20 protein-coding genes and 1 pseudogene are annotated in these 24,343 nt (G+C 75.8%); 3 read left to right on the top strand and 18 right to left on the bottom strand.

All coding sequences use genetic code 11. The annotated features are described in order from the left end of the window. Positions 1 to 183: 183 nt before the first annotated feature. The 5 genes from PH190_RS04685 to trmD form a co-directional block, all read right to left on the bottom strand. A complete protein-coding gene (locus PH190_RS04685) occupies positions 184 to 504 on the bottom strand; it encodes a DUF2469 domain-containing protein (RefSeq protein WP_274198883.1) in 321 nt (106 codons plus the stop codon). Then, positions 501 to 1,358, bottom strand: coding sequence for a ribonuclease HII (locus PH190_RS04690; RefSeq protein ID WP_274230464.1), 858 nt, complete (start codon positions 1,356 to 1,358; stop codon positions 501 to 503). The genes PH190_RS04685 and PH190_RS04690 overlap by 4 nt, the downstream gene beginning before the upstream one ends. A 77-nt stretch (positions 1,359 to 1,435) precedes the next feature. Further along, positions 1,436 to 2,377: a signal peptidase I gene (lepB, locus tag PH190_RS04695; RefSeq protein ID WP_274230465.1), complete on the bottom strand. Its 942-nt coding sequence runs from the start codon at positions 2,375 to 2,377 to the stop codon at positions 1,436 to 1,438. Positions 2,378 to 3,400: 1,023 nt separating this feature from the next. Beyond that, positions 3,401 to 3,760, bottom strand: coding sequence for a 50S ribosomal protein L19 (gene rplS, locus PH190_RS04700; protein ID WP_116706340.1), 360 nt, complete (start codon positions 3,758 to 3,760; stop codon positions 3,401 to 3,403). Positions 3,761 to 3,859: 99 nt separating this feature from the next. Further along, positions 3,860 to 4,708: a tRNA (guanosine(37)-N1)-methyltransferase TrmD gene (gene trmD / locus PH190_RS04705; RefSeq protein WP_274230328.1), complete on the bottom strand. Its 849-nt coding sequence runs from the start codon at positions 4,706 to 4,708 to the stop codon at positions 3,860 to 3,862. A 39-nt stretch (positions 4,709 to 4,747) separates the two neighbouring features. On the opposite strand from trmD, the gene PH190_RS04710 reads away from it, so the two are divergent. After that, positions 4,748 to 5,464: an MgtC/SapB family protein gene (locus PH190_RS04710; RefSeq protein WP_274230329.1), complete on the top strand. Its 717-nt coding sequence runs from the start codon at positions 4,748 to 4,750 to the stop codon at positions 5,462 to 5,464. Positions 5,465 to 5,467: 3 nt separating this feature from the next. On the opposite strand, the gene rimM is transcribed toward PH190_RS04710, so the two are convergent. The 4 genes and pseudogenes from rimM to PH190_RS04730 form a co-directional block, all read right to left on the bottom strand. Beyond that, positions 5,468 to 5,998 carry a ribosome maturation factor RimM gene (rimM, locus tag PH190_RS04715; RefSeq protein WP_274230330.1) on the bottom strand — a complete coding sequence of 177 codons (531 nt, stop codon included), beginning with the start codon at positions 5,996 to 5,998 and terminating at the stop codon, positions 5,468 to 5,470. A gap of 4 nt (positions 5,999 to 6,002) precedes the next feature. Beyond that, complete coding sequence (locus PH190_RS04720; RefSeq protein WP_133824910.1) at positions 6,003 to 6,242, bottom strand: RNA-binding protein; 240 nt, start codon at positions 6,240 to 6,242, stop codon at positions 6,003 to 6,005. Between the two features lie 20 nt (positions 6,243 to 6,262). After that, positions 6,263 to 6,595, bottom strand: a pseudogene (rpsP, locus tag PH190_RS04725) (30S ribosomal protein S16); the annotation flags it as partial. 148 nt (positions 6,596 to 6,743) lie between these two features. After that, on the bottom strand, positions 6,744 to 7,496 hold the full coding sequence (locus PH190_RS04730; protein ID WP_274230331.1) for a LamB/YcsF family protein: 753 nt from the start codon (positions 7,494 to 7,496) through the stop codon (positions 6,744 to 6,746). Between the two features lie 63 nt (positions 7,497 to 7,559). On the opposite strand from PH190_RS04730, the gene PH190_RS04735 reads away from it, so the two are divergent. After that, positions 7,560 to 9,041, top strand: coding sequence for an MFS transporter (locus PH190_RS04735; protein ID WP_274230332.1), 1,482 nt, complete (start codon positions 7,560 to 7,562; stop codon positions 9,039 to 9,041). 12 nt (positions 9,042 to 9,053) lie between these two features. Here PH190_RS04735 and PH190_RS04740 read toward each other — a convergent pair whose 3' ends face one another. Then, positions 9,054 to 10,151, bottom strand: coding sequence for an amidohydrolase family protein (locus tag PH190_RS04740; RefSeq protein ID WP_274230333.1), 1,098 nt, complete (start codon positions 10,149 to 10,151; stop codon positions 9,054 to 9,056). A 60-nt stretch (positions 10,152 to 10,211) separates the two neighbouring features. On the opposite strand from PH190_RS04740, the gene PH190_RS04745 reads away from it, so the two are divergent. Continuing rightward, positions 10,212 to 10,619 (top strand): MmcQ/YjbR family DNA-binding protein, encoded by a 408-nt coding sequence (locus PH190_RS04745; RefSeq protein ID WP_274230334.1) that lies wholly within the window; start codon positions 10,212 to 10,214, stop codon positions 10,617 to 10,619. Here PH190_RS04745 and ffh read toward each other — a convergent pair whose 3' ends face one another. The 8 genes from ffh to smc form a co-directional block, all read right to left on the bottom strand. Then, complete coding sequence (ffh, locus tag PH190_RS04750; protein WP_274230335.1) at positions 10,620 to 12,248, bottom strand: signal recognition particle protein; 1,629 nt, start codon at positions 12,246 to 12,248, stop codon at positions 10,620 to 10,622. Between the two features lie 146 nt (positions 12,249 to 12,394). Further along, positions 12,395 to 14,863, bottom strand: a complete 2,469-nt coding sequence (locus tag PH190_RS04755; protein ID WP_274230336.1) for a [protein-PII] uridylyltransferase — start codon at positions 14,861 to 14,863, stop codon at positions 12,395 to 12,397. A 118-nt stretch (positions 14,864 to 14,981) separates the two neighbouring features. Next, a complete protein-coding gene (locus PH190_RS04760; protein WP_133824904.1) occupies positions 14,982 to 15,320 on the bottom strand; it encodes a P-II family nitrogen regulator in 339 nt (112 codons plus the stop codon). A 5-nt stretch (positions 15,321 to 15,325) separates the two neighbouring features. Then, a complete protein-coding gene (locus PH190_RS04765; RefSeq protein WP_274230337.1) occupies positions 15,326 to 16,621 on the bottom strand; it encodes an ammonium transporter in 1,296 nt (431 codons plus the stop codon). Between the two features lie 249 nt (positions 16,622 to 16,870). Then, the gene (locus PH190_RS04770; protein WP_274230338.1) at positions 16,871 to 17,257 is read right to left on the bottom strand and encodes a VOC family protein; all 387 of its coding nucleotides are present in this window, start codon (positions 17,255 to 17,257) and stop codon (positions 16,871 to 16,873) included. Positions 17,258 to 17,292: 35 nt separating this feature from the next. Beyond that, the gene (ftsY, locus tag PH190_RS04775; RefSeq protein ID WP_274230339.1) at positions 17,293 to 19,266 is read right to left on the bottom strand and encodes a signal recognition particle-docking protein FtsY; all 1,974 of its coding nucleotides are present in this window, start codon (positions 19,264 to 19,266) and stop codon (positions 17,293 to 17,295) included. A gap of 435 nt (positions 19,267 to 19,701) precedes the next feature. Next, positions 19,702 to 20,313 carry a hypothetical protein gene (locus PH190_RS04780; RefSeq protein ID WP_274230340.1) on the bottom strand — a complete coding sequence of 204 codons (612 nt, stop codon included), beginning with the start codon at positions 20,311 to 20,313 and terminating at the stop codon, positions 19,702 to 19,704. Between the two features lie 145 nt (positions 20,314 to 20,458). Beyond that, positions 20,459 to 24,232, bottom strand: a complete 3,774-nt coding sequence (gene smc, locus PH190_RS04785) for a chromosome segregation protein SMC (protein WP_274230341.1) — start codon at positions 24,230 to 24,232, stop codon at positions 20,459 to 20,461. Between the last annotated feature and the right edge of the window lie 111 nt (positions 24,233 to 24,343).

Below are 24,343 nucleotides of genomic sequence, written 5' to 3' on the forward strand. Positions count from 1 at the left end.
CCTGCGGCGGGCGCGGGCCGCGGCGGGAGCACACGCTGCGCGCCTGGGGACAACTCGCGGGGGTGGGGACGGACCGGTGCCGTACCCGGCGCGATCAGCCGCCGGACGGGTCAGCGGCGACGGCCGGGCGGCCGTGGACACCGACCCGCCGACCGGCCAGGGGCCGAGCCGCCGCGACAAGTGTCAGCCGTTGAACGGACCCTCGTCGAGCCGCAGATCCGGCTTCTCGAGCTCCTCGACGTTGACGTCCTTGAACGTCACCACGCGCACGTTCTTGACGAAGCGGGCGGGCCGGTACATGTCCCAGACCCACGCGTCGGACATGGTCACCTCGAAGTAGACCTCGCCGTCGGCGTTGCGGACCGCGACGTCGACCGAGTTGGCCAGGTAGAACCGCCGCTCGGTCTCCACGACGTACGAGAACTGGGCGACGATGTCGCGGTACTCGCGGTAGAGCGAGAGCTCCATGTCGGTCTCGTACTTCTCGAGATCCTCCGCGCTCATCGCGGCTCTCCCCCCTCCGGCGCCACGTCCTCGGTGAGACCGGCGGGCAGGTCGCCACCGAGCTCGGTCTCGTCGAACCCGTTCTCGTCGAGGACCACGAGCTCGTCTGCCTCCCCGCTCTCGGCGGACACGTCGTCGACGGTCACGGCCCCATTGTGGCGCACGCCGACCGCGTACCCGTCCGGGCTCCGGCCCCGCGCGGCGGCGGCCACGTTGACGAAGCTGAACCGGTGGTCCTCGCACGGCCCGTGCGCAGCCAGCGCTGCGCTGTGGGTCGGCGTGCAGTAACCCTTGTGCAGGTCGAAGCGGTACTCCGGATGCTTCTCGTGCAGCTCGGTCATCAGGCGGTCCCGGGTGACCTTGGCCAGCACCGACGCCGCCGCCACGCACGCCGCCGCGAGGTCGCCCTTCGGCACGGCGAGGGACGGGACCCCGAAGCCGGAGACCCGGAAGCCGTCGGTGAGCACGTAGCCCGGACGCACGTCGAGGCGCGCGACGGCCCGACGCATGCCGTCGATGTTCGCGATGTGCACGCCGCGGCGGTCGACCTCGGGCGGGTCGACGAGGACGACGTGCCAGTCCAGTGCGCGCCGCTCGATGATCCGCGCGAACTCCTCCCGCTCGTCCTTCGTCAGCAGCTTCGAGTCGGTCAGCCCCTCGAAGCGGCGGGCGTCACCGGGTCGCAGGATGCACGCCGCGACCGCCAACGGGCCGGCGCAGGCGCCGCGTCCGGCCTCGTCGACGCCGACGACCGGCCCGAGCCCGTGGCGCTCGAGCGCCGACTGCAGCGCCCAGCTCTCGGAGCTGCGCCGGACGATCGCGCGCGGTGGCTGTACCCCGGTGCGCGGCGGCAGGGGCTTGCGACGACGGGCGGGACCCCGACCGTTCGTCCGTGCGGTGGGGCGCCGTCGGCCCGCGTCGTGTCCCGCCGTCACCGGCCGGGATCGGGGGACGGCGGTGACGCGCCGGGCTCGCGGCCCGGGTCGTCACCGGGGAGCTCGTCGGGACCGCGTACCCCGCCGCCGGACGACCACCAGCGCCGGCGCAGGCGCCGCGACACCCCGACGAGCGGGACGGCTCCCAGGACGCCGGCGGCCAGCGGCGCGGCCGAGGTCCACCCCGGCGCGCCGAGCGCGGACACCTGGGCCTGCGGGTCGGTGTCGGGCACGCCACCCCAGCGGCCGACGGGCAGCACGATGACGCGGGCCTTGCCGATGACGTCGGTGACACCGATGGGGCCGTGCACGCGGGCGTCCGCGGAGTTGTTGCGGTTGTCGCCCATCACCCACAGCTGGCCCGCCGGGACCTGCACCGGCGCGAAGTCCGCCTGGGTGCGCCCGAGGTTGGGCTGGAAGTACAGGTAGGGCTCGTTGAGCGGCTGGCCGTCGACCGTGACCCGGTTCTGCGGGTCGCAGCACGCGACGGTCTGGCCGCCGACGGCGATGACCCGCTTGACGAAGTCCTTCTCGTCGGGCGGCGCGAGACCGATCAGCGACAGCCCGCTCTGCAGGCCGCGGACCAGCACGTTCCCCGACGGCGGGCCGCTGCCGCCGACCTCGCTGTTGTCGCCCCAGGCGGGCGGCCCGCGGAAGACGACGACGTCGCCGGGCGACGGCTCGGAGAACCGGTAGCTCAGCTTGTCGACGGCGACGCGGTCGTTCGCGCAGCCGTTGCAGCCGTGCAGCGTGCGCTCCATCGACGCCGACGGGATGACGTAGATGCGCGCGAGGAACGTCTGGATGACGAAGGTCAGGACGACCGCGACGACGATGAGCAGCGGCAGCTCGCGCCAGAAGGAGCCCTTCTTCTTCGCCTTGCCCTTGGGCTTGCCGGCGGCGCTGCCGTGCCGGCCGGGGTTGGCGCCACCGGTCAGAGCCGTGGTCGTGGCCGTCGTCGTGCTCTCGGTGCGCGGCCTCGGCGGGCGGGAGGCGAACCCGTCCGCGCCCGCGAGGCCGCTGTCGGCCGCGGACGTCGTGTCGGAGGACCCACCGGACGCCGCGGAGGAGGACGCGGAGGACGGGGCCGAGTCCGCGGAGGACGACGTCGCCGGGGCACCGTTCGCCGGGGAACCGTTCGACGCCGTGCCGTTCGACGCCCTGCCGTTCGCCGCCGGGTCGGCGGGGCCCGAGGCCGCGGCGCCGTGCGTGCCCGGCGGCGGGGCCACCGGACGGGGGGCGTGGCCGTTGCCCGGACCGGGCACGGTCGGCCCGCCGGGCGGGGGTCCCGAGGGCCGCGGGACCCCGAAGGGTGCGGGCGGCGGCGCGGCGGCCCAGGGCGGTCCCGAGGGAGCCGGCGGGGCCACCGGCGTCGCGGCCGGGTACGCCGCCCGGCCGCCGTCGTCGGGCCGGCCGGACGGACCCGGCGGACCCTGCTGTCCGTACGGCCCCGGCCACCCGGCCGGCGCGCCGGGCGAGCCCGGCCGCGACCCGTTCAGGCCGTCCGGACCGGAGGAGAGCCCGGAGGCACCGAACGAGCTGCCGTACCCGGGCGCGCCGCGGCCCGCGTCGGGCGCGCCGTACGCCTCGCCGTAGGGGTCGCCGTACGGATCGCTGTGCCGGCCGTTGCCGGAGGTGCCGTGGCCGTTGCCGGAGGGGTCGCCCACGGAGCCGTACCCCGGGTCGGGCCGGAAGTCGTCGCCGGGCCGGTCGGACCCGCTCCATCCCGACGCGCCGTAGGGCGCCTGCACGCCGCCGGCCGTCCGGGCGGGCACGTCGCCGTACGGGTCGGCGGGGTGCTCGTCGTCGGGCCGGGCGTGCGCCGGCGCGCGGCCGCCGTAGCCGTCGGACCCGCCGTCGCGACGGGTCGTCTCGCCGCCCGCTCCGGGGTTCCGGAACGGGGGGCCGTGGGGCTCCTGGGGGCGCACGCGGTTCAGGTTAGGAGACCGGGGCGGGTCGGCTCAGGAGGCCGGCGTGGTCTCGCGCTTCTCGCGGATCTTCGCGGCCTTGCCCCGACGCTCACGGAGGTAGTAGAGCTTCGCGCGCCGGACGTCACCGCGGGTGACGACCTCGATGTGGTCGATGTTGGGCGAGTGCACCGGGAAGGTGCGCTCCACCCCGACGCCGAAGGAGACCTTGCGGACGGTGAACGTCTCCCGCAGGCCGCCACCGTGGCGGCGGATGACGACACCCTGGAAGACCTGTACACGAGAGCGTGAACCCTCGATGACCCGGACGTGCACCTTCACGGTGTCCCCGGCGCGGAAGTCGGGGATGTCGGAGCGCAGCGACTTGGCGTCGAGCTCGTCCAGGGCGTTCATCGTCAGCGTCCTCGCGGTCTCACGGGCCGGCGCCGGAGCCCGCGGGGACGGGCGTCCGAGTGCAGCCGGCCAAGGCGGTTCTCGGGCGGCGGGCGGCTCTCACCGGCCTCCATCGGGCCGTGCACCGTCCGCGGCAACCTCCCCAGTCTGCCATGCCGCCGACCGTGCTCCTCCGGCCGGGTCGTACCCGCACGCGGCGAGCACCTCGCGGTCGCGGGCATCGAACGCCGCCGCGCCGTGGCGGGCGAGCAGCGCGTCGAGCAGGTCGGGGCGCACGGCGGCGGTGCGCTCCAGCGAACGGTCGCGGCGCCAGCGGTCGACGACGGCGTGGTTGCCGCCGCGCAGGACCTCGGGGACGTCGAGGTCGCGCCACCGCTCGGGACGCGTGTACGCCGGGGCCTCGAGCAGACCGCCCGTCCCTTCCGCGAAACTGTCCAGCTCCGCCGACGCCGGGTTCCCGAGCACCCCCGGCACCAGCCGCGACACGGCCTCGACCACCACGAGGGCCGCGACCTCCCCGCCGGCGAGCACGTAGTCGCCCAGCGAGACCTCCTCGACCGGCATCCGCCGGCGCGCGTCGTCGAGGACCCGCGCGTCGATGCCCTCGTAGCGCCCGCAGGCGAGCACCAGCCACGGCTCCGACGCCCAGCTCGCCGCGCGGCGCTGGGTCAGCGGCGCGCCAGCGGGCGTCGGCACGAGCAGCCGGGGCACGCCCTCCCCGGATCCGGCGACCTCGTCGAGCGCCGCGCCCCACACCGGTGCCGTCATGAGCATCCCGGGGCCGCCGCCGTACGGGGCGTCGTCGACGGCCTTGTGCACGCCGGTGGCCCACCGCCGCAGGTCGTGCACCCGGACGTCGAGCAGCCCGGCCCGCCGCGCGCGCCCGACGAGCGCCTCGTCGAGCGGAGCGAGGTAGGCCGGGAAGATCGTGACGACGTCGATGCGCATCGGGCACGATCCTGCCCCGGCACCGGGAGAGGAGGGGACGTGGGCCTCAACGAGTTCATCGCGTACGGCGACCAGTGGGCGCTGCTCGCGCCGCTGGGTCTCGCCCTCGTGCTCTGCTCGCTGGTCGGCATCGAGCGCGAGCTCGCGGCGAAGAGCGCGGGGCTGCGCACGCACACGCTGGTCGGGGTCGGCGCGGCCGCGTTCATGCTCATCTCGAAGTACGGCTTCGACGACCTCCTCGAGCGACCCGACGTCACGCTCGACCCGTCCCGTGTCGCCGCCCAGATCATCGCCGGCCTCGGCTTCATCGGCGGCGGTCTGATCTTCGTCCGGCGCGACGCGGTCCGCGGCCTCACGACGGCCGCGACGATCTGGACGGTGGCCGCGGTCGGCATGGCGGCGGGCGCCGGGCTCCCGGTGCTGGCGGTGGCCGGGGTCGCCGTGCACTACCTCGTGACCCGCGGCTTCCGGCCGCTCTCGCGGCTGCTCTCGCGACGCTCGGGGGCGGCGCGCCCGGTGCACGTCACCTACCAGGACGGTCGGGGCGTGCTGCGCTCGGTGGTCACCGCCTGCACCGAGAGCGGCTTCGCGGTGGCCGGCATGCACGTCGACCGCGAGGACTCGGGCGCGGGCACGGCGTCGGTGACGCTGTCGGTGACCGGGCGGGCCGACCTCGCCGCGCTCTCGGGCGAGCTCTCCGAGATCGACGGCGTGATCGCCGTCAACGTCGACACCGACGAGGAGACCGCGGACTGACCGCTACTCCTCGAGCAGGCCCTCCGGCGGGTCCAGGACGAGCCGGCCGCCCGCCAGGTCGACCTCGGGGACGATCGCGGCGACGAACGGGACGAGCGCCTCGCCGCCGTCCGGGCGCTCGATCGCCAGCAGCTCGCCGCCCGCGCCGTGCAGGACGGCGGTGACGGTGCCGACGGTCGTCCCGTCGGCGAGGACCGCGGCGAGGCCCTCGAGCTGGTGGTCGTGGAACTCGTCGGGGTCCTCGGGGTCGGCGTCGAGGGCGGGTGCGGTGAGCTCGGCGCTGCGCAGGGCGTCGGCCGCGTCGCGGTCGGCGACCTCCTCGACGGTGACGAGCAGCCGGTCGCCGTGGCGGCGCGCGGCGGTGATCGTCAGGCTCCGGGCCCCGGACGCGCGCGAGCCCCGCACCGACAGCACCGCACCCGGGGTGAACCGGGCGTCGACGTTGTCGGTGCGGGGCTCGACGACGAGCTCGCCGCGCAGGCCGTGGGCCTTGACGACCCGACCGACCACGCGCTCGTCGGACGGCGTGCTCATGTCCTCAGCGGTCGGTGTCGACGACGTCGACACGGACGCCGCGGCCGCCGATACCGCCCACGACGGTGCGCAGGGCGGTGGCCGTGCGGCCGTTGCGGCCGATCACCTTGCCGAGGTCGTCGGGGTGGACCCGGACCTCGAGGGTGCGACCGCGACGGTTGGTGACGAGGTCGACCGCCACCTCGTCGGGGTGCGCCACGATCCCGCGCACGAGGTGCTCGAGCGCCTCGGCCAGCTCGCTCACTCGGCCGAGCCGGTGACCTTGGCCAGCTCCTCGTTGAAGCGGGCCTGCTTGTCGACCTTCTCGGGCTGCGGCTGCAGCTTGCCCTCGGCGCCGGGGAGGCCCTTGAACTTCTGCCAGTCGCCGGTGATCTTGAGCAGGCCGTGCACCGGCTCGGTCGGGATGGCGCCGACGCCCAGCCAGTACTGCGCGCGCTCCGAGTCGATCTTGATGTCGCTCGGCTGGCTCTTGGGGTGGTACTCGCCGATCTGCTCGATGACGCGCCCGTCGCGACGGTTCTTGGCGTCCGCGACGACGACGCGGTAGTGCGGCTCGCGGATCTTGCCCATGCGCGCCAGCTTGATCTTGACAGCCACTGCTCTGAGTGCTCCTCGGTCGATGGTGCTCGGGGCCGCCCTGCTGGGAGGGACCCGGGACGGCGTGCCCGCTCGTGCGCGGCCGCGACCTCCCGCCCGGGCGTCCGGGCGGGCTCACGGCAACTCGACGATTGTGCCAGACAGGCCCTCAGGCGAAGGGGCCGAGGGTGACCCCGGCGTCGCGGAGGGCCTCGGCGACGCGGCGTGCGGCGTCGACGGCGTCCGGGCTGTCGCCGTGCAGGCACAGCGAGGCGGCGTCGACGGGGATCTCGGTGCCGTCGACGGCCACGATCACCTGGTCGACGGCCAGGCGGCGGGCGCGCTCGACGACCGCGTCGGCGTCCGGCAGCAGGGCACCGGGCTCGCTGCGGGGCACCAGCGTGCCCTCCGGCGTGTAGCCGCGGTCCCCGAACGCCTCGGCGTAGGTCGTCAGTCCGGCTTCCTGCGCACGCGCCAGGAACCGCGAGCCGGGCAGGCCGAGCACCGGCAGACCCGCCTCCCGCGCGGCCGCGACCACCGCACGGGCCTGGGCGTCGTGGTGCACGACCGCGTTGTAGAGCGCGCCGTGGGGCTTGAGGTAGGCGACCTCGCCGCCCGCCGCGCGCGTGAACTCCCGCAGCGCGCCGACCTGGTAGAGCAGGTCCGCGGTCAGCTCGTCGGGGTGGGCGTCGATGAACCTCCGCCCGAAGCCCGCGAGGTCGCGGTAGGAGACCTGTGCCCCGACCGCCACGCCCCGCTCGACGGCCGCCGTGCACACCCGCCGCATCGTCGCCGGGTCGCCCGCGTGGAAGCCGCAGGCGACGTTCGCCGAGGTCACGACCTCGAGCAGCGCGTCGTCGTCGGTCAGCGACCAGGTGCCGAAGCCCTCGGCGAGGTCCGCGTTGAGGTCGAGGCGCGCCACGGTGCCAGCCTAGGACCCGCGCTCCCTTGACCTCGATCGCACTCGAAGGCGCACGCTGTAGGAGTGAGTGATCCGCGGCCGTCGACGGTCGAGCCCCGCCCCGAGGACGGTCCGCCCCCCGAACCGGTCATCCCGGAGCCCACCCCCGGGCCCGCCCCGGAACCGCCGGTCCGCGTCGGCCTGCTCCTCGGCGTGCTGCTGGTCGCGGTCGCGACGGCCGTGCTGGCCAACAGCATGGTGCTCGTCCTCGTCCCCGAGATCGGCCGGGACTACGCCGCCTCGCCGGGCGGCCTCGCGTGGGTGGTGACGGCGTTCTCGCTCAGCTTCGCGGTCGCCACCCCGCTCTACGGACGGATCGCCGACGTGTTCGGGGTGCGGCGGGTGTTCGCCGCCGGGCTCGCGATCTTCATCGTCGGCTCGGTGCTCGCGGGCCTCGCGCCCGGGATCGGCCTGCACCTGGTCGGCCGGGTGCTGCAGGGCCTCGGCAGCGCCGCGGTGCCCGCCCTGGGATCCGTGGCCGTCGCGCGCTCGCTGCCGCCGGGCCGGCGGGGCTTCGGGTTCGGCATCGTCGGCACCGGCGTCGGGGCCGGGCAGGCGCTCGGGCCGCCCCTCGCGGGGTTCGTCGCCGAGGCCGCCGGCTGGCGCTGGCCGTTCCTCGGCGCCGCGCTGCTCGTCGCCCCCCTGCTGGTCATCGCGCCGCGGGTGCTGCCCGACGGCCGCCCGGACACCCCGGGGTCGTGGCGCCAGGTCGACCTCGTCGGCGGCGTCCTGCTCGGCGGCGCGGTCGGCCTCGGTCTGTTCGGGCTCACGCGCGCCCAGCAGGTCGGGCTCGGCGCGTCGACGTCGTGGGGCGCGATCGTGGCCGCGGCCGTGCTCGCCGTCGGCTTCACGCTGTGGATCCGTCGCACGCCGCAGCCGTTCGTGCCCCCGGCCCTGCTCACGCACGGCCCGTTCGTCACCGCGGTCGGCATCGGTTTCCTCGCGATGTTCGGCTACCTGGGCACGATCCTGCTCGTGCCGCTGCTCGTCGCGACGGTCAACCGGCTCGGCGTCGGGCAGGTCGGCCTCGTGCTGCTGCCCGGCGCAGTCGCCGTCGCCCTGCTGTCGTCGCTCGCCGGGCGGCTCTCCGACCGCTTCGGCCCGCGCACCCTCGTCGGCCTCGGCCTCACGCTGCTGCTCCTCGCGGTGGCGACGCTCTCGAGCGCGGCAGGCGGGTCGGCGGTGCTGCTGTCGGCGGTGACGTTCCTCGTCGGCGTCGCGCTCGCGACGATCACCTCGCCCCTGATCAACGCCGTCGCCGCGGCCGTGCCCGACGAGCACGCCGGCGTCGGGATCGGGCTCTACCAGGGCGCGTTCTTCCTGGGCGGCGGCACCGGCGCGGCGGTGCTCGGGACCGTGCTCGCGGCCCGCACCACCGGGGGCGCCGGCTCGTGGAACCCGCTGCACGACGGCGCGGGCGCGCCGTTCTCCGACGCGCTGCTGGTCGTGGCCGGCGTGCTGGTCGTGGCCATCGCGCTGTCCCGGCGCCTGCCCCACCGGACGTGAGCCTCAGCGCTATCAGCGCAATGACGTCCCCGCCCGCAGCACGAGCTCGGGCGCGCGCAGGGTGTCGGTGACGACGCGCGGGTCCTCGGTGGTGACGACGAGATCGGCGGGCGCGCCGTCGCTGAGACCGGGTCGGCGCAGCCAGGCCCGGGCGTCGCCGCACGCCGCCGCGAGCGCGCGGGCGGGGCCGAGCCCGACCCCGGCGAGCGCCGCGACCTCGTCGACGATCCGCCCGTGCTCGATGCCCCCACCCGCGTCGGTGCCGGCGAACACCGGCACGCCGGCCTCGATCGCGGCGGCGATGGTGCGGGGTGCGCGGGCGTAGAGCTCGCGCATGTGGGTGCCGTAGCGGGGGAACTTGTCGCCGGCCGCGTCCGCGAACTCCGGGAAGTTCTCGACGTTGATCAGCGTCGGGACCAGCACCGTGCCCCGCTCGACCATCATCGCGATCGTCTCGTCGGTCAGGCCCGTGCCGTGCTCGATGCCGTCGATGCCCGCGCCGATCAGCCCGGGCAGCGCGTCCTCGCCGAACACGTGGGCGGTGACCCGCGCACCCTGCGCGTGCGCCGCGTCGATGGCCTCGCGCAGCACGTCGTCGGGCCACAGCGGCGCGAGGTCGCCCGCACCGCGCTCGATCCAGTCGCCGACGAGCTTGACCCACGGGTTGGCCCGCGCGGTCTCGGCGACGGCGGCCGGCAGCTCCTCGGGCTCGAGGTCGATCGGCAGTCCGCGGATGTAGCGCTTGGGGCGGGCGAGGTGGCGCCCGGCGCGGACGATCTCGGGCATCCGCGGGTCGTCGTCGAGCGGGCGGGTGTCGACGGGGCTGCCGCAGTCGCGCACCAGCAGCGCGCCGGCTGCGGCGTCGATGTGGCCCTGCTCGCGGGCCGTCTCGAGCTCCACCGCGCCGTCGGGCCCGATGCCGACGTGGCAGTGCGCGTCGACCAGGCCGGGGAGGATCCACCCGCCGTCGGCGACGGTCTGCGCGTCGGGCACCGGGTCGAGGCTGATCCGGCCGTCGGGCGTGACCCACAGCTCGCCGACGCGCTCACCCTCCGCCGTGCCGTCGAGGAGCACACCGCGCAGGTGCAGGGCCGGGGACGGCGACGTCATGCCGGGGAGGGTAACGAGATCGTCGCGGCGGCGGGCCCGCGACGACCTAGGCTCCGCGACGTGACCGAGCCCGCCCGCGTCGAGGACGTGCACGCGCTGGCGTCGGCGATGCCGCACGTCACCAGCGTCGAGGGACCGAAGGGCAACACGGTCTACCAGGTCGGCGGGAAGTCGTTCGTCTTCTTCCGCACGCCCCAGCCCGACGCCCGCGACCCCGAGACCGGCGAGAAGTACCCCGACGTGATCATGTTCTGGGTCGAGTCGGAGGAGGACAAGGACGCCCTCGTCCACGACCCGACCTCGCCGTTCTTCACCACGCCGCGCTTCGACGGGCACCTGTCGGTGCTGCTGCGCGCGGCCCACCTCGACCGGCTCTCGCGCGACGAGCTGGCCGAGATCGTGCAGGACGCCTGGCTGTCGCGGGCCTCGCAGCGGCGCCGCGAGAAGTGGCTGGCCCAGCAGCGCTGACTACTTGCGCTTCTTCTTGTTGCCCTTCTTGCCCCCGCCGCTGCCGCGGGAGCCGCCACCGCCCCCGCCGCCACCGGGGAAGCTCAGCGCGCCGGGGTCGAAGCCTGCAGGCAGCTCGTTCATCCCGGCGAGCGCGGGCGGGAGCTGGTTGAGGCCCGGGGTCTGGTAGCTGCCGACCGAGCGCTCGCTCGACTGCCCGGAGCTCCCGGAGCTCTCCGCCGCGATGCCTGCGATCGCCGGCATCTGCTTCGGGCCCTTGCGGACGTTCTTCGCGGCCTTCGCGGCCTGGCGCTTGCCCTTGCGGCCCCCGCCCATGCCCGGCAGCCCGAACTGGCCGGCCATGTTCTTCATCATCTTGCGGGCCTCGAAGAAGCGCTCGACCAGCTGGTTGACGTCGCTGACGCCCACCCCGGAGCCGTTGGCGATGCGCAGGCGCCGCGAGCCGTTGATGATCTTCGGGTCCGCCCGCTCGGCCGGCGTCATGCCGCGGATGATCGCCTGGACGCGGTCGAGGTGCTTCTCGTCGAGCCCCGCGAGCTGGTCCTTCATCTGCGCCGCGCCCGGCAGCATGCCCAGCACGTTGGCGATCGGGCCCATCTTGCGCACGGCCATCATCTGCTCGAGGAAGTCCTCGAGGGTGAGCTCGCCGGAGCCCATCTTGGCCGCGGCGGCCTCGGCCTGGCCCTCCTCGAAGGCCTGCTCGGCCTGCTCGATGAGGGTGAGCACGTCGCCCATGCCGAGGATGCGCGAGGCCATCCGGTCGGGGTGGAAGACGTCGAACTCGTCGAGCTTCTCGCCGTTGGAGGCGAAGAGGATCGGCTCGCCGGTGACCTCGCGGACCGACAGTGCGGCCCCGCCGCGCGCGTCGCCGTCGAGCTTGGTGAGCACGACGCCGGAGAACCCGACCCCGTCGCGGAACGCCTCGGCGGTCACGACGGCGTCCTGACCGACCATCGCGTCGAGCACGAACAGCGTCTCGTCGGGGCTGACGGCGTCGCGGATGTCCGCGGCCTGGCGCATCAGCTCCTCGTCGACACCCAGGCGGCCCGCGGTGTCGACGACGAGGACGTCGTACTGGCGGCTCTTCGCGTCGGCGACGGCGCGGCGTGCGACGTCCACCGGGTCGCCCACGCCGTTGCCGGGCTCGGGCGCGAAGACCTCGACGCCGGCGCGCTCGCCGACGATCTGCAGCTGGTTGACCGCGTTGGGGCGCTGGAGGTCGCAGGCCGCGAGCATCGGGGTGTGGCCCTGGCCCTTGAGCCAGTGCGCGAGCTTGCCCGCGAGGGTCGTCTTGCCGGAGCCCTGGAGGCCGGCGAGCATGATCACCGTCGGCGGGTTCTTGGCGAACCGCAGCCGCCGGGTCTCGCCGCCGAGGATGCCGACGAGCTCCTCGTTGACGATCTTGACGACCTGCTGCGCCGGGTTCAGCGCCTCCGAGACCTCGGCGCCCCGCGCCCGCTCCTTGACCTGCTTGACGAACGCCCGCACCACCGGCAGGGCGACGTCGGCCTCGAGCAGCGCGATGCGGATCTCGCGACACGTCGTGTCGATGTCGGTCTCGGAGAGACGGCCCTTGCCGCGCAGGTCGGACAGGACCGACGTGAGGCGGTCGGACAGGGTGTCGAACACGGCGCTCGCTCTCCTTGTTCTCGCCGGCGGCGCGGGGCCCGGCAGGTGAGGTGGCACCGCCGAGGACGAACCCCCAGCCTAACCGCCGGCCCCCGGCGACCTCGCCGTCCGCCCTCGCGCCGCGCTGACCGCCGCACCGCCGGGCCTCATCCGGCCGACGAGCGCTCCGGGGTCACGAGCCCGGCCTCGGCCGCCGCCAGCACCGCCTCCTCGACCTTACGTCGGCGCTCGTCGTCGAGGCCCTCGTGCTCGGCGGTCTCCAGGCAGAAGGCGTCGAGCACCGAGCTGCCGAGGGTCGACACCCGCGCCCACCGCACGTCGAGCTCCTGGGCCTCGAGCGCCGCCGCGACCCGGTGCAGGAGCCCGATCCGGTCGGAGGTGCGCAGCTCGAGCACCACCGCGCCCGTGGCCTCGTCGTCGAACCACACGACGCGGCTCGGGGCCGGCGCCGGTCCCGGGCGGTCGTAGTCACGCTCCTTGGCCTCGAGCCGCGCGGGCAGGTCGAGCGAGCCGCGCAGCACGCGCACGAGGTCCTCGCGCAGCAGCGACGCCTCGGGCAGGCGCCCGAAGCGCGGCGAGACGGTGAACGCGTCCACCGCCACGCCGTCGTGCTCGCCGAGGTCGGCGGTGTGGACCTGCAGCGAGTGCAGCGCCAGCACCCCCGCCGCGCGGGAGAGCAGGCCGGGGCGGTCCGGGGCGGCGACGGTCATGGTGATCGTGGTGAGCTCGCCGTCGCCGTCGATCGACACCTCCGGGCGCCCGTTGGCGGCCACCACGCGGGCCAGCGCGAGGGCGTTCTCCGACAGCGCCGAGGGCCCGGGCGCCGGGTCGCCGGCCATGACGACGCGGCACCGCTTCACCAGGTCGCCCATGAGCGTCGCGCGCCACGGCGTCCACACCCCGGGCCCGGTGCCGAGCGCGTCGGCCTCGGCGAGGGCGTGCAGCAGCTCGAGCAGGATCGGGTCCTCGCCGAGGGTCTCGACGACCCGCTCGACGGTCGCCGGGTCCTCGGGGTCGCGGCGCGACGCGGTGTGGGGCAGCAGCAGGTGGTGACGGACCATCGCCGCGAGCGTGTCCACGTCGGCGGGCCACAGGCCCAGGCGCTTGCCGAGGTGTGCGGCCAGGCGCTCGCCGACCACGGAGTGGTCCTCGTCGCGGCCCTTGCCGATGTCGTGCACCAGCGCGCCGAGCAGCAGCAGGTCGGGCCGCGAGACCCGCGTCGTCAGCTCCGCGGCGCGGCGGGTGACCTCGACGAGGTGGCGGTCGACGGTCCAGACGTGCTGGCGGTCGCGCGGGGGCAGGTCGCGCACCGCGCCCCACTCGGGGAACAGCCGTCCCCAGAGGCCGGTGCGGTCGAGCGCCTCGACGACGTCGACCATCCCCTCCCCCGCCCCGAGCAGCGCGAGCAGCTCGGACAGGGCGGCGCGCGGCCACGGCTCGCGCAGCTCCGGGGCCGCCTCGGCGAGGCGGTGCAGGGTGCTCGCGGCGATCGGCAGGCGGGTGCGGGCCGCGGTGGCGGCGAGGCGCAGCACCAGGGCGGGGTCGCGGGAGACCTGCGCGTCGCGGGCGAGGACCACCTCGCCGCCGTGCTCGACCACCCCGTCGTCGAGGGGCCGGCGCGCGGGCGCCCGGCGCAACGCGGCCAGGCCCCGGCGCGGCAGGGCGGCGCGCGCCGAGCGCAGGGCGGTGTCGGTGGCGAAGACGACGGTGCGGGCGGCGCCGGACAGCGCGCGGGCGAGGTCGAAGCGGTCGGTGACGCCGAGCTCGGCCGCCGCGGCGGCGACCACCTCGTGGGCGTCCTCGGCCTGCATGACGTCGCGGGCGCGGCCGGCGCGGCGGTGGAGCTCGACGCGCAGGTCGAGCATGAGGCGGCGGGCGTCCTGGACGTCGACGGTCGGGCGGTCGACGAGCTGGGCCGCGGCCAGGGCGTCGAGGAGCTGCACGTCGCGCAGGCCCCCGTGCCCGTTCTTGAGGTCGGGCTCGATGCGATGGGCGACCTCGCCGGACCGCGCCCAGCGCGCCTCGGTGGCGGCGACGAGGTCGTCGAAGCGGTGGCGGATGCCCGCCCGCCAGGCCTGCCGGGCCGTGGCGGCGAGGCGCTCGGCGAGCTCGGGGTCGCCCGCGAGGTGGCGGACCTCGAGCAGCCCGAGGGCCACGCGCAGGTCGGTGGTGGCGACCTCGATCGCCTCGCCGACCGTCCGCACGGAGTGGTCGAGCCCGATCCCCGCGTCCCACAGCGGGTACCAGAGCGCGTCGGCGACCTGCGAGATCTGCTCCCGCGCGCCCCGGCGTCCCCGCCCGTCGTGCACGAGGACGAGGTCGAGGTCCGAGTGCGGCGCGAGCTCCCGGCGTCCGAGCGCGCCGACCGCGACCAGCGCCGAGCCCTCCCCCACGCCCACCGCCGCGGCGCGCGAGGAGAGCCAGAAGTCGTGCAGGTCGACCATCGCCTCGCGCAGCGCCGCCGGACCGAGCCGGCGCGCCCCGGGCGGCGGGTCGAGCAGGGCGGCACGGGCCCGGACGAGGTCGACGGCGTCGCCGTTGGTCGTCCCCCGCTCGTCGTCGAGGCCGGGCGGTCCCCCGTCGGTGCCGCCCCGCCCCGCGTCCGCCACGGCCACGCTGTCCCCTCTCCGGTGGTGGTGGTCCTCCACGACGGCGCCGCGACGGCGCCGTCCGCGACGACGACGCCGGGTCCCCCGTGCGACAGGGGACCCGGCGTCGTCACGTGCCGAGCTCCTACAGGGCGTCGGCCCCGCGCTCGCCGGTGCGCACGCGCACCACGGTCTCGACCGGGGTCACCCAGACCTTGCCGTCACCGATCTTGCCGGTGCGGGCGGTCTCGGCGATCGCGTCGACGACCTTCTCCGCGGCGGTGTCGTCGGTGACGACCTCGATGCGGACCTTGGGGACGAAGTCCACGGAGTACTCCGCGCCCCGGTAGACCTCGGTGTGGCCCTTCTGGCGGCCGTAGCCCTGGACCTCGCTGACGGTCATGCCCAGGACCCCGAGCTGCTCCAGAGCGCCCTTGACGTCCTCGAGCACGAACGGCTTGATGATCGCCGTCACCATCTTCATCTCGTTCAGCCCTCCTTGCCTGCGGTCGCGGTGACCTGCGTCGGAGCGGACAGCGTCGAGTGCGAGGACCCCAGTCCGCCACCCCCGCTGCGCAGGCTGGAGAAGTCGTACCCGGACTCGGCGTGCTCGCCCTCGTCCACGCCGGCGGCCTCGCTGTCGTCGTCGACGCGCAGACCCATGATCGCCTTGACGATGAAGGCGATGATCGCGGTGACGATGCCCGAGTAGGCGATGACGGCGACCGCGGCGATGGCCTGGATGCCGAGCTGGCCCCACCCGCCGCCGTAGAAGACGCCCCCGGCCGCGGCCGGGGCGCCGTCCCAGGCGAAGAAGCCGATGAGCAGGGTGCCGACGAGACCACCGACGAGGTGGACGCCCACGACGTCGAACGAGTCGTCGAAGCCCAGCTTGTACTTCAGGCCGACGCCGTAGGCGCAGGCGATGCCGGCGATGAAGCCGATGGCCATGGCGCCGAGCGGGGTCACCGCGGCGCAGGCCGGGGTGATGGCGACGAGGCCCGCGACGATGCCCGAGGCGGCACCGAGCGAGGTGGCCTTGCCGTCACGGATCTGCTCGATGATCAGCCAGCCGCAGATCGCGGTGCAGGTGGCCACCACGGTGTTGAGGAAGGCGTACGTGGCGGCGAAGTTCGCGACCGCGGCCGAGCCGGCGTTGAAGCCGAACCAGCCGAACCACAGCAGTCCGGCGCCGAGCATGACCATCGTCAGGTTGTGCGGGCGCATGGCCTCGCGCGGCCAGCCGCGGCGCTTGCCCAGGACGATGCAGAGCACGAGGGCGGCGGTACCGGCGTTGATGTGCACCGCGGTCCCACCGGCGAAGTCGACCGCACCGATGCCGCTGGCGATCCAGCCGGCGTCGAGGTCGAACACCCAGTGCGCGATCGGGAAGTAGACGAGCGTCGCCCACAGCAGGGAGAAGACCATCCACGAGTTGAACTTCATGCGGTCCGCAGCGGCACCGGCGATGAGGCCCACCGTGAGGATCGCGAACATCGCCTGGAAGGCCACGAAGGCGATGTCCGGCAGCCCGTCGGTCTGCACCGTCTCGGAGAGCAGGCTCGAGAGCATGAAGTACTGGCCCGGGTTGCCGATGAAGCCACCCAGGAAGTTGTCACCGAACGAGATCGAGTAGCCGACGATGACCCACAGCACGCCGACGGTGGCGCACGTGCTGAAGACCATCATCATCATGTTGAGGACGCTCTTGGAGCGCGCCTGGCCGCCGTAGAACAGCGCCAGGCCCGGCGTCATGAGCAGGACCAGCGCTGTGCTGGTCAACATCCAGGCGATCGTTCCGCTGTCGAGTTCCACGGCCAGCAGCGTCCTTCCTCGCGGGGGGCGGTTTCGTTGAGCGAGGATGCGCAGGGCGTGTTTCGGGCGGCGTCGCGGTTCGTTTCGCGGCAGTTAACAGCCCGCTCGGCCGTGTCACCATCATGTTTCGCGAGCGGGCATTTCGCCGGGCGGCGGCCCGGGAGAGACGTGGGTCATGACGCTGCGCGATGACCGGCGTCCCGAACGGCGGAGAGCCTCTCACGCGCCCCCGACGTCGTCGCTGCCGGCGAGCACCAGGCAGAAGGGGTTGCCGTCGGGGTCGAGGAACACCCGGAAGGTCGTCCCCGGCTGCGTCTCGGGCTTCGTCGCCCCGGCCTCGAGCACGGCCGCCTCGCCGATGTCCAGGTCACCCACCTCGAGGTCGAGGTGGAACTGCAGCGCGCCCTCCTCGGGCCACGCCGGGGCGCGCTTCCGCGGCGCGAGCTGGAACGCCAGCGTGGGCGCACCCCCCGCGTCGAGCTCGACCCAGCCGTCCTCGGAGTCCTCGGCGACCGGGAGGCCGGTCAGCGCCGAGTAGAACCGGGCGAGCGCGTAGGGGTCCGGGGTGTCGATGGCGGTCAGCTGCAGGCGGGCGATCGGGGTCACGGCACGCAGGCTAGGGGTGGGCCCCGACGGCGGCGCTACCTGAGCAACGCGTCGACGAACGCCTCGGGCTCGAACGGCGCGAGGTCGTCCGGACCCTCGCCGAGCCCCACGAGCTTCACCGGCACGCCGAGCTCACGCTGCACCTGGAAGACGATGCCGCCCTTGGCCGTGCCGTCGAGCTTGGTGAGCACGACGCCGGTGACGTCGACGACCTCGCTGAACACGCGCGCCTGGGTCAGGCCGTTCTGGCCGGTCGTGGCGTCGAGGACGAGCAGGACCTCGTCGACCACGGCCTGGCGCTCGACGACCCGCTTGACCTTGCCGAGCTCGTCCATGAGGCCGGTCTTGGTGTGCAGCCGGCCGGCGGTGTCGAGCAGGACGGCGTCGACGCCCGACTCGGTGCCGCGCTTGACCGCGTCGAACGCGACGCTGGCGGGGTCGGCGCCCTCCTTGCCGCGCACGGTCTCGGCGCCGGCGCGCTCGCCCCAGGTGGCGAGCTGCTCGGCGGCGGCCGCGCGGAAGGTGTCGGCGGCGCCCAGGAGCACGACGAAGCCGTCGGCGACGAGGACGCGGGCGAGCTTGCCGGTGGTCGTGGTCTTGCCGGTGCCGTTGACGCCCGCGACGAGCACCACCGCCGGCCGCCCGTCGTGGGCCAGCGCGCGCACCGAGCGCTCCATCTCGGGCCCGAGCTGCTCGACGAGCACCTCGCGCAGCAGCTCCCGGGCCTGGTCGGGGGTGCGGACCCCGCGGACCGCGATCCGCTCGCGCAGCTTGCCGACGATCTCCTGGGTGGTCGACGAGCCCAGGTCGGCCATCAGCAGCGTGTCCTCGACCTCCTCCCACGAGTCCTCGTCGAGGTCCCCGGCGCCGAGCAGACCCAGCAGGCCCTGGCCGAGCGTGGACCGCGAGCGCCCCAGCCGGCCGCGCAGGCGCTCGAGCCGCCCCTCGGCCGGCGCGATCTCCTCGGTCGGCGCCGCCGGTGCGACCGTGTCGCCGGTCGGGGGCGGGATGACCTCGGTGGTCTCCTCGGTCGTCGTGCCCCGGGTCGGGGTGGTGATCGGGGTCGTCGTCGGGGTGGGCGTCGTGGTCGGGGTCGCCGTCGGGGCCGTCGGCGCGGGCGGGGCCTCGGCGGCCTCGGGCGGGGCGGTGGCCTGCGGGCCGGCGACCCCGGGCTCGTCGAGGACGCCGGGGCCGGTGGTGCCGATCGCCGTGCCGGCGTCGGTGTCGGTGCCGGTGTCCGGGGTGGCCGTCGTCGCGGTGGTGGCCGCGGTGGCGGGCGGGGCGTCGGCGGCCCCGGGCGGCGCCGTCGCCCGGGGGCCGGCGACCTCGGGCTCGGCGGGGGCCTCGGTGCCGGTCGTGGTCGTGTCGGCCGTGGTGGTGTCGGCGCGCTCGGTGGTGGTGTCGGCGGTCGGGGTGGCCGGCGTCGTCGGGGTCGTCGGCGCGGGCGGGGCCTCGGCGGCCTCGGGCGGCGCCGTGGCCTGCGGGCCGGCGAGCTCGGGTTCCTCGAGCACGCCGGGGCCGGTGGCGGCGGTGTCGGGCGCGGTCGCGGTGTCCGGGGTGGCCGTGGCGGCCGAGCCCGTGGGCGCCGACAGCGGCGGCGCCTCGGCCGCCCCGGGTGGGGCCGTGCCCTGGGGGCCGCCGGCCTCGGGGCGCTCGGCGGGCTCGGCGGGCTCCTCGGGCGGCGGGGCGCTGGGCCCGCGGCGGGGTGGCGTGAGCGTCGAGCCACCCGTGCCCGCGCTGAAGCTGAAGCCGCCGCCGGCCTGGTAGGTGCCCTTCGTCGGCTTGGCCGGCTCCTCCGGCTCGGGCTCGGCGAGCGAGACCTGCCGGCGTCGGCGCAGGTAGAGGCCGACGCCCAGGATGATGAGCAGGAGGATGACCACCGCGACGACCACGATCGTGGCGATCAGCCCCGGCGAGAGCCCCGCGGACGGAGCCGCGACGGCGAGCGCCGCCTGGTCCGTGGGGGTCAGGTCGAGCGGGGAGGTCAGCGACGAGCTCCGGAACGACACCCGGTCAGTGTCCCAGCCGCGCGGGGTGGGGGCGCGCGGCCGGGGGTCGCTCGGCGACCGGGAGCCGAGCTCGCCCCGACGGTCGACCATGATCGCTCGGGGTGCTCCGCGGACGCCGTGTGAGGAGCTCACGGGAGCACCCGCAGCGATCGTGCTCGCTGGTCGGCGACGTGGGCATGCCTCCGCCGGACGGGATGCGCGGACCGGACACACGCCCCGCCGAGCCAGGACCTGGTCGGTGTCGGGCGACGCCCCTCGCCACCCGGCGCGCCGGAACATCAGGAGGACGCCACGCACCCCGGCAGGGGCCCGCGAGGTGCGCTACGTCCTGTTGATCACGCGCACCCGGCGCGCCGGAAGATCAGGAGGACGCCACGCACCCCGCAGGGGCCCGCGCGGTGCGCCACGTCCTGCTGATCACCCGGGACGGAGCCGTCAGGCGACGAGCTGGACCAGCGCCGTCACGAGCAGGGCGAGGCCGGCGAGGACGGCCGCGCCGCCGAGCAGCAGCAGCGCCGCGCACAGCGAGAACCCCGCCGTGCGCTGGCGCGAGGGACCGAGCGAGCCGGCGAGGCGCGGCAGGGCGGGCGCGCGGTAGAAGACCTCGACGGTGTGGCCCGCGGCCACGGGGACGGCGTCGGCGACGTGTCCCCAGGCGCGGCGGCCGGCGCGGCCGTGCTCGACCTCGATCTCCACGAGGTGCCGGCCGGCGGGCAGGTCGATCGGCGTGCGTCCCCACGCGAAGCGCCACGGCAGACCGTCGACGCTCACTGCGACCCGACGGGCGCCGAGGTGCGGGGTCAGGCGGCTGTAGGAGCTGTCGATGACCAGGCGGCCCGACGCGACCTCGAGCGCGCGCTCCGGCTCGGGGGCCCGCACGACCGTGCGCAGCCGCACCAGCGGGCCCGACGGCGCGCCGGTCTCACGGCGGGCGTGGCGTCCGGTGGTCCCGCCCGGCGGCGTCGGCGGCGGCACGGACCGCACGACACCGGGCACGGCGGAGGTGGCGGGGGCCGCGTGCACCGGACCGGATCGCACCGCCGTCATGTTCGCTCCCCCCGGGTCCTCGCAGCGCCCTCACCAGCACGGTAGAGGCGCCGACCGCACGCCGGGAGGCCACGACAGCGTCGTCCTCGCCGCTCGAACGATGACCCCGGCGATACTCACAGCAACGTAGCAGCACGCTCTGTGATCACGTTGGGGTGGTCTGCGCGAACGGCCCCGGCGCGTCGCTTCCCCTCAGGCGCTGCGAGATGACGGCGGTGATGCCGTCGCCGCGCATGCTGACGCCGTAGAGGGCGTCGGCGATCTCCATCGTCGGCTTCTGGTGGGTGATGATGACCAGCTGCGAGCTGCGGCGGAGCTCGGCGAGCAGGCCGATGAGCCGCCGGAGGTTGGCGTCGTCCAGCGCCGCCTCGACCTCGTCCATGACGTAGAACGGCGACGGCCGCGCGCGGAAGATCGCGACGAGCATGGCCACGGCCGTCAGCGACTTCTCCCCGCCCGAGAGCAGCGAGAGCCGCTTGACCTTCTTGCCGGGCGGGCGCGCCTCGACCTCGACGCCGGTGGCCAGCAGGTCGTCGGGGTCGGTGAGCACCAGACGGCCGTCGCCGCCGGGGAACAGCACCGGGAAGACGGCCTCGAACTCGCGGGCGACGTCGGCGAAGGCCGAGGCGAAGACCTCGAGGATCGTCGCGTCGACCTGCGAGACCACCTCGAGGAGGTCCTTGCGGCTGTTCTTGACGTCCTCGAGCTGCGTGGACAGGAAGCGGTAGCGCTCCTCGAGCGCCGCGTACTCCTCGAGGGCGAGCGGGTTGACCTTGCCGAGCGTGCCCAGTTCCTTCTCCGCGCGGGCGGCCCGGCGCTGCTGGGTGGCGCGGTCGAACGGCTCGGGCGGGGGCATGACGACCTGCTCGCCGCGCTCGCGGGCCGCCTCGACCTCGGCGACCTCCCCGACCGGCGGCGGGATCGGCACGTCCGGGCCGTACTCGGTGACGAGGTCGGCGAGCCCGATGCCGAAGCGCTCGCCGATCCCCGCCTCCATCTGCTGCAGCCGCGTGCGCTGCTCGGCGCGCACGACCTCGTCGCGGTGGACGGTGTCGGTGAGCCGCTCGAGGCTCGCCTGCAGCTCCCGCTGGCGCTCGCGGGCGGTGTCCAGCTCCCCGGCGCGCGCCGTACGGACCGCAGCCGCGGCGTCGCGGGCCTCGGCGGCCGCGGCCAGCGACGACTCCAGGCGCGCGAGGGCCTCCTGCCCGTGGCGCACGGCCTCCTCGGTGACCGCCGCGGCCCGCGCCCGTGCCCGTGCGCGCTCCTCCGCCCGGGCCCGCGCCTCGCGCTCGCCGTCCGCGCGGCGGCGCAGCCCCTCGGCGCGCCCGGCCACGGCGCGCAGGCGTTCCTCGGCCGTGCGCAGGGCCAGGCGCGCGTCGACCTCGGCCGCGCGCGACGCCGTCAGCGCCGCCGAGGCCGCGTCGCGCGCCGCGGCGTACTCGTCGGTCTCGTCGCCCGCGGTGTCGTCCGCGGCCTCGTCCTGCGCCATCGCGAGCCGCTCGGTGAGCTCGTCGAGCTCGTCGCGGCGCTCGTCGCGCGTGCGCTCGACGGCCGCGCGCCGCTCGGTGAGCCGCTGGGCCTCGGCCTCCGCGGCGCGCACGGTCTCGCCCAGGCGCCCGTGACGGCGGGCCGCCTCGGCCCGCGCGGCGTCGTCGGCGGCCCGGCGGGCGTCGGCGGCGCGGCGCGCATCGGCGTCGGCGCGGCGGCGGTCGTCGCGGACCTGGCGGGCCACCCCGACCTCCGCGCGCGCCCCGGACTCGGCCTCCCGGGCGGTCTCGAGCGCGGCCTCGGCCTCGCGGACGTGGCGCTCGGCCGCGGCCAGCCGGTCGCCCGCCTCGTCGGCGGCGGCCTGCATCTCGAGCAGGCTCTGGTTGCCCGACGGTCCGCCGGCCGCCCAGTCGGCGCCGAGGAGGTCGCCGCCGCGGGTGACGGCGCGCAGGTGCGGGTGGTCGCGCACCACGACGCGGGCGGCCGCGCGGTCCTCCACCACGACGACGCCGGCCAGGACCCGGGCGACGGCGCCGGCGAGCTCGTCGGGGGCGGCGACGAGGTCCGCGGCCCAGCGGGTGCCCGGGGGCGGCGGGGAGGGCGGGGAGAGCTCGGACGGCGGTGGGGCGTCCCCGCCGCCGACCAGCAGCCCCGCGCGCCCGCCCTCGGTGTCGTGCAGGCGGTCGAGGGCGTCGGCGGCCGCCTCCGGCCCGCGGACCGCGACGGCGTCGGCGGCCGGCCCGAGCGCGGCGGTGACCGCGTCCTCGTCCCCCGCCGCGACCCGCAGCAGGGCCGCGACCGACCCGAGCACCCCGGACGACGCGTCCGCGACGGCGAGCAGCGCGCCGGCGCCGTCACGGCGGGTCAGGCCGAGGGCGAGCGCGTCGGTGCGCGCCTTCCAGTGGGCGCGGTCCCGCTCGGCGTCGCGGTGGGCGGCGCCGGCGGCGTCGACGGCGGCGCGGGCGGCCTCGTGGCGCTCGACCGCGGCGTCGAGGGCGGCCTCGGGGTCCGGGGCGTCGGGTGCCGGGGACTCCGACTCGGCCACCGACTCGGCCACCGACTCGGCCACCGGCTCGGCCACCGGCTCGCCCGACGGCCCGGCCGCCGGCTCCGGGCCGGCCTCCTCCTCCACCGCGGCCAGCTCCTCGCGGGCGGCGGCCGCCCGCTCGTGGGCCTCGGTGAGCGACGACGCGAGCTGCTCGAGCTCCTCGGTCGACGACGCCAGTCGCCCGCGCAGCGTCTCGACCTGGCCCGCGAGCCGCGCCACCCCTTCCCGGCGGTCGGCGGCCGCCCGCGTGGCGGCGGCGAGGCGGCGCTCGGCGGTGGTCAGCGCGTCCTCGGCGCGCTCGCGTCCCTCGGCGTGCCCCTCGAGCACGGCGCGCGCCTCGGCGACCTCGGCCTCGAGCGCGGCCTCGTGCTGGGCCGCCTCACCGGCGCGGTGCTCGAGCTCGTCGGGGTCGGGCCCGGACGGCGCGTCCTCCGCCGCGGCGACGTGCCGGTGGCGCTCGGCGGCCAGCGCGACCGTGCCGCGCAGCCGCTCCTGCAGCGCCGAGAGCCGGTACCAGCCCTCCTGCGCGCGGGTGTGCGCCGGCGTCGCGGCCTCGACCGCCGCCTCGAGCTCCGCGACCAGCGCACCCGCCTCGGCCAGCGCCCGCTCGGTCTCGTCGCGGCGGCGGCGGGCGGCGTCCTCGTCGGCCTGCTCGCGCTCGATGGTGCCCCGCAGCGTCACGAGGTCGTCGGCGGCGAGGCGCAACCGGGCGTCGCGCAGGTCGGCCTGGATGGTCTGGGCGCGCCGGGCGATCTCGGCCTGGCGCCCGAGCGGCTTGAGCTGGCGGCGCAGCTCGGTGGTGAGGTCGGACAGGCGGGTGAGGTTCGCCTGCATCGCCTCGAGCTTGCGCAACGCCTTCTCCTTGCGCTTGCGGTGCTTGAGGACGCCCGCGGCCTCCTCGATGAACGCCCGCCGCTCCTCGGGGCGCGACTGGAGGATGGCGTCGAGCTGCCCCTGGCCGACGAGGACGTGCAGCTCGCGGCCGATGCCGGAGTCCGACAGCAGCTCCTGGACGTCGAGCAGGCGGCAGCTCGAGCCGTTGATCTCGTACTCGCCCGCCCCGGAGCGGAAGACCCGCCGGGTGATCGACACCTCGGCGTAGTCGATGGGCAGCGCGCCGTCGGCGTTGTCGATGGTCAGCGTGACCTCGGCGCGGCCCAGCGGGGCGCGCCCCGACGTGCCGGCGAAGATGACGTCCTCCATCTTGCCGCCGCGCAGCGCCTTGGCCCCCTGCTCGCCGAGGACCCAGCTGATGGCGTCGACGACGTTGGACTTGCCCGACCCGTTGGGCCCGACGACGCACGTGATGCCCGGCTCGAAGCGCAGGGTGGTGGTCGACGCGAAGGACTTGAAGCCCTTCAGCGTGAGGCTCTTGAGGTGCACGGCCCGGTCCTCCTCCCCGCCCCGGGTGCGCCAGACGCTACGCGAGCCCCCCGACACCCCGACGGGCGCGGTGAAACGTCGTCCGGATCGGTCGAGCCCGTGGGCCGCGTC

It is taken from the genome of Actinomycetospora straminea, from assembly GCF_028737255.1.
GTDB lineage: Bacteria > Actinomycetota > Actinomycetes > Mycobacteriales > Pseudonocardiaceae > Actinomycetospora > Actinomycetospora straminea.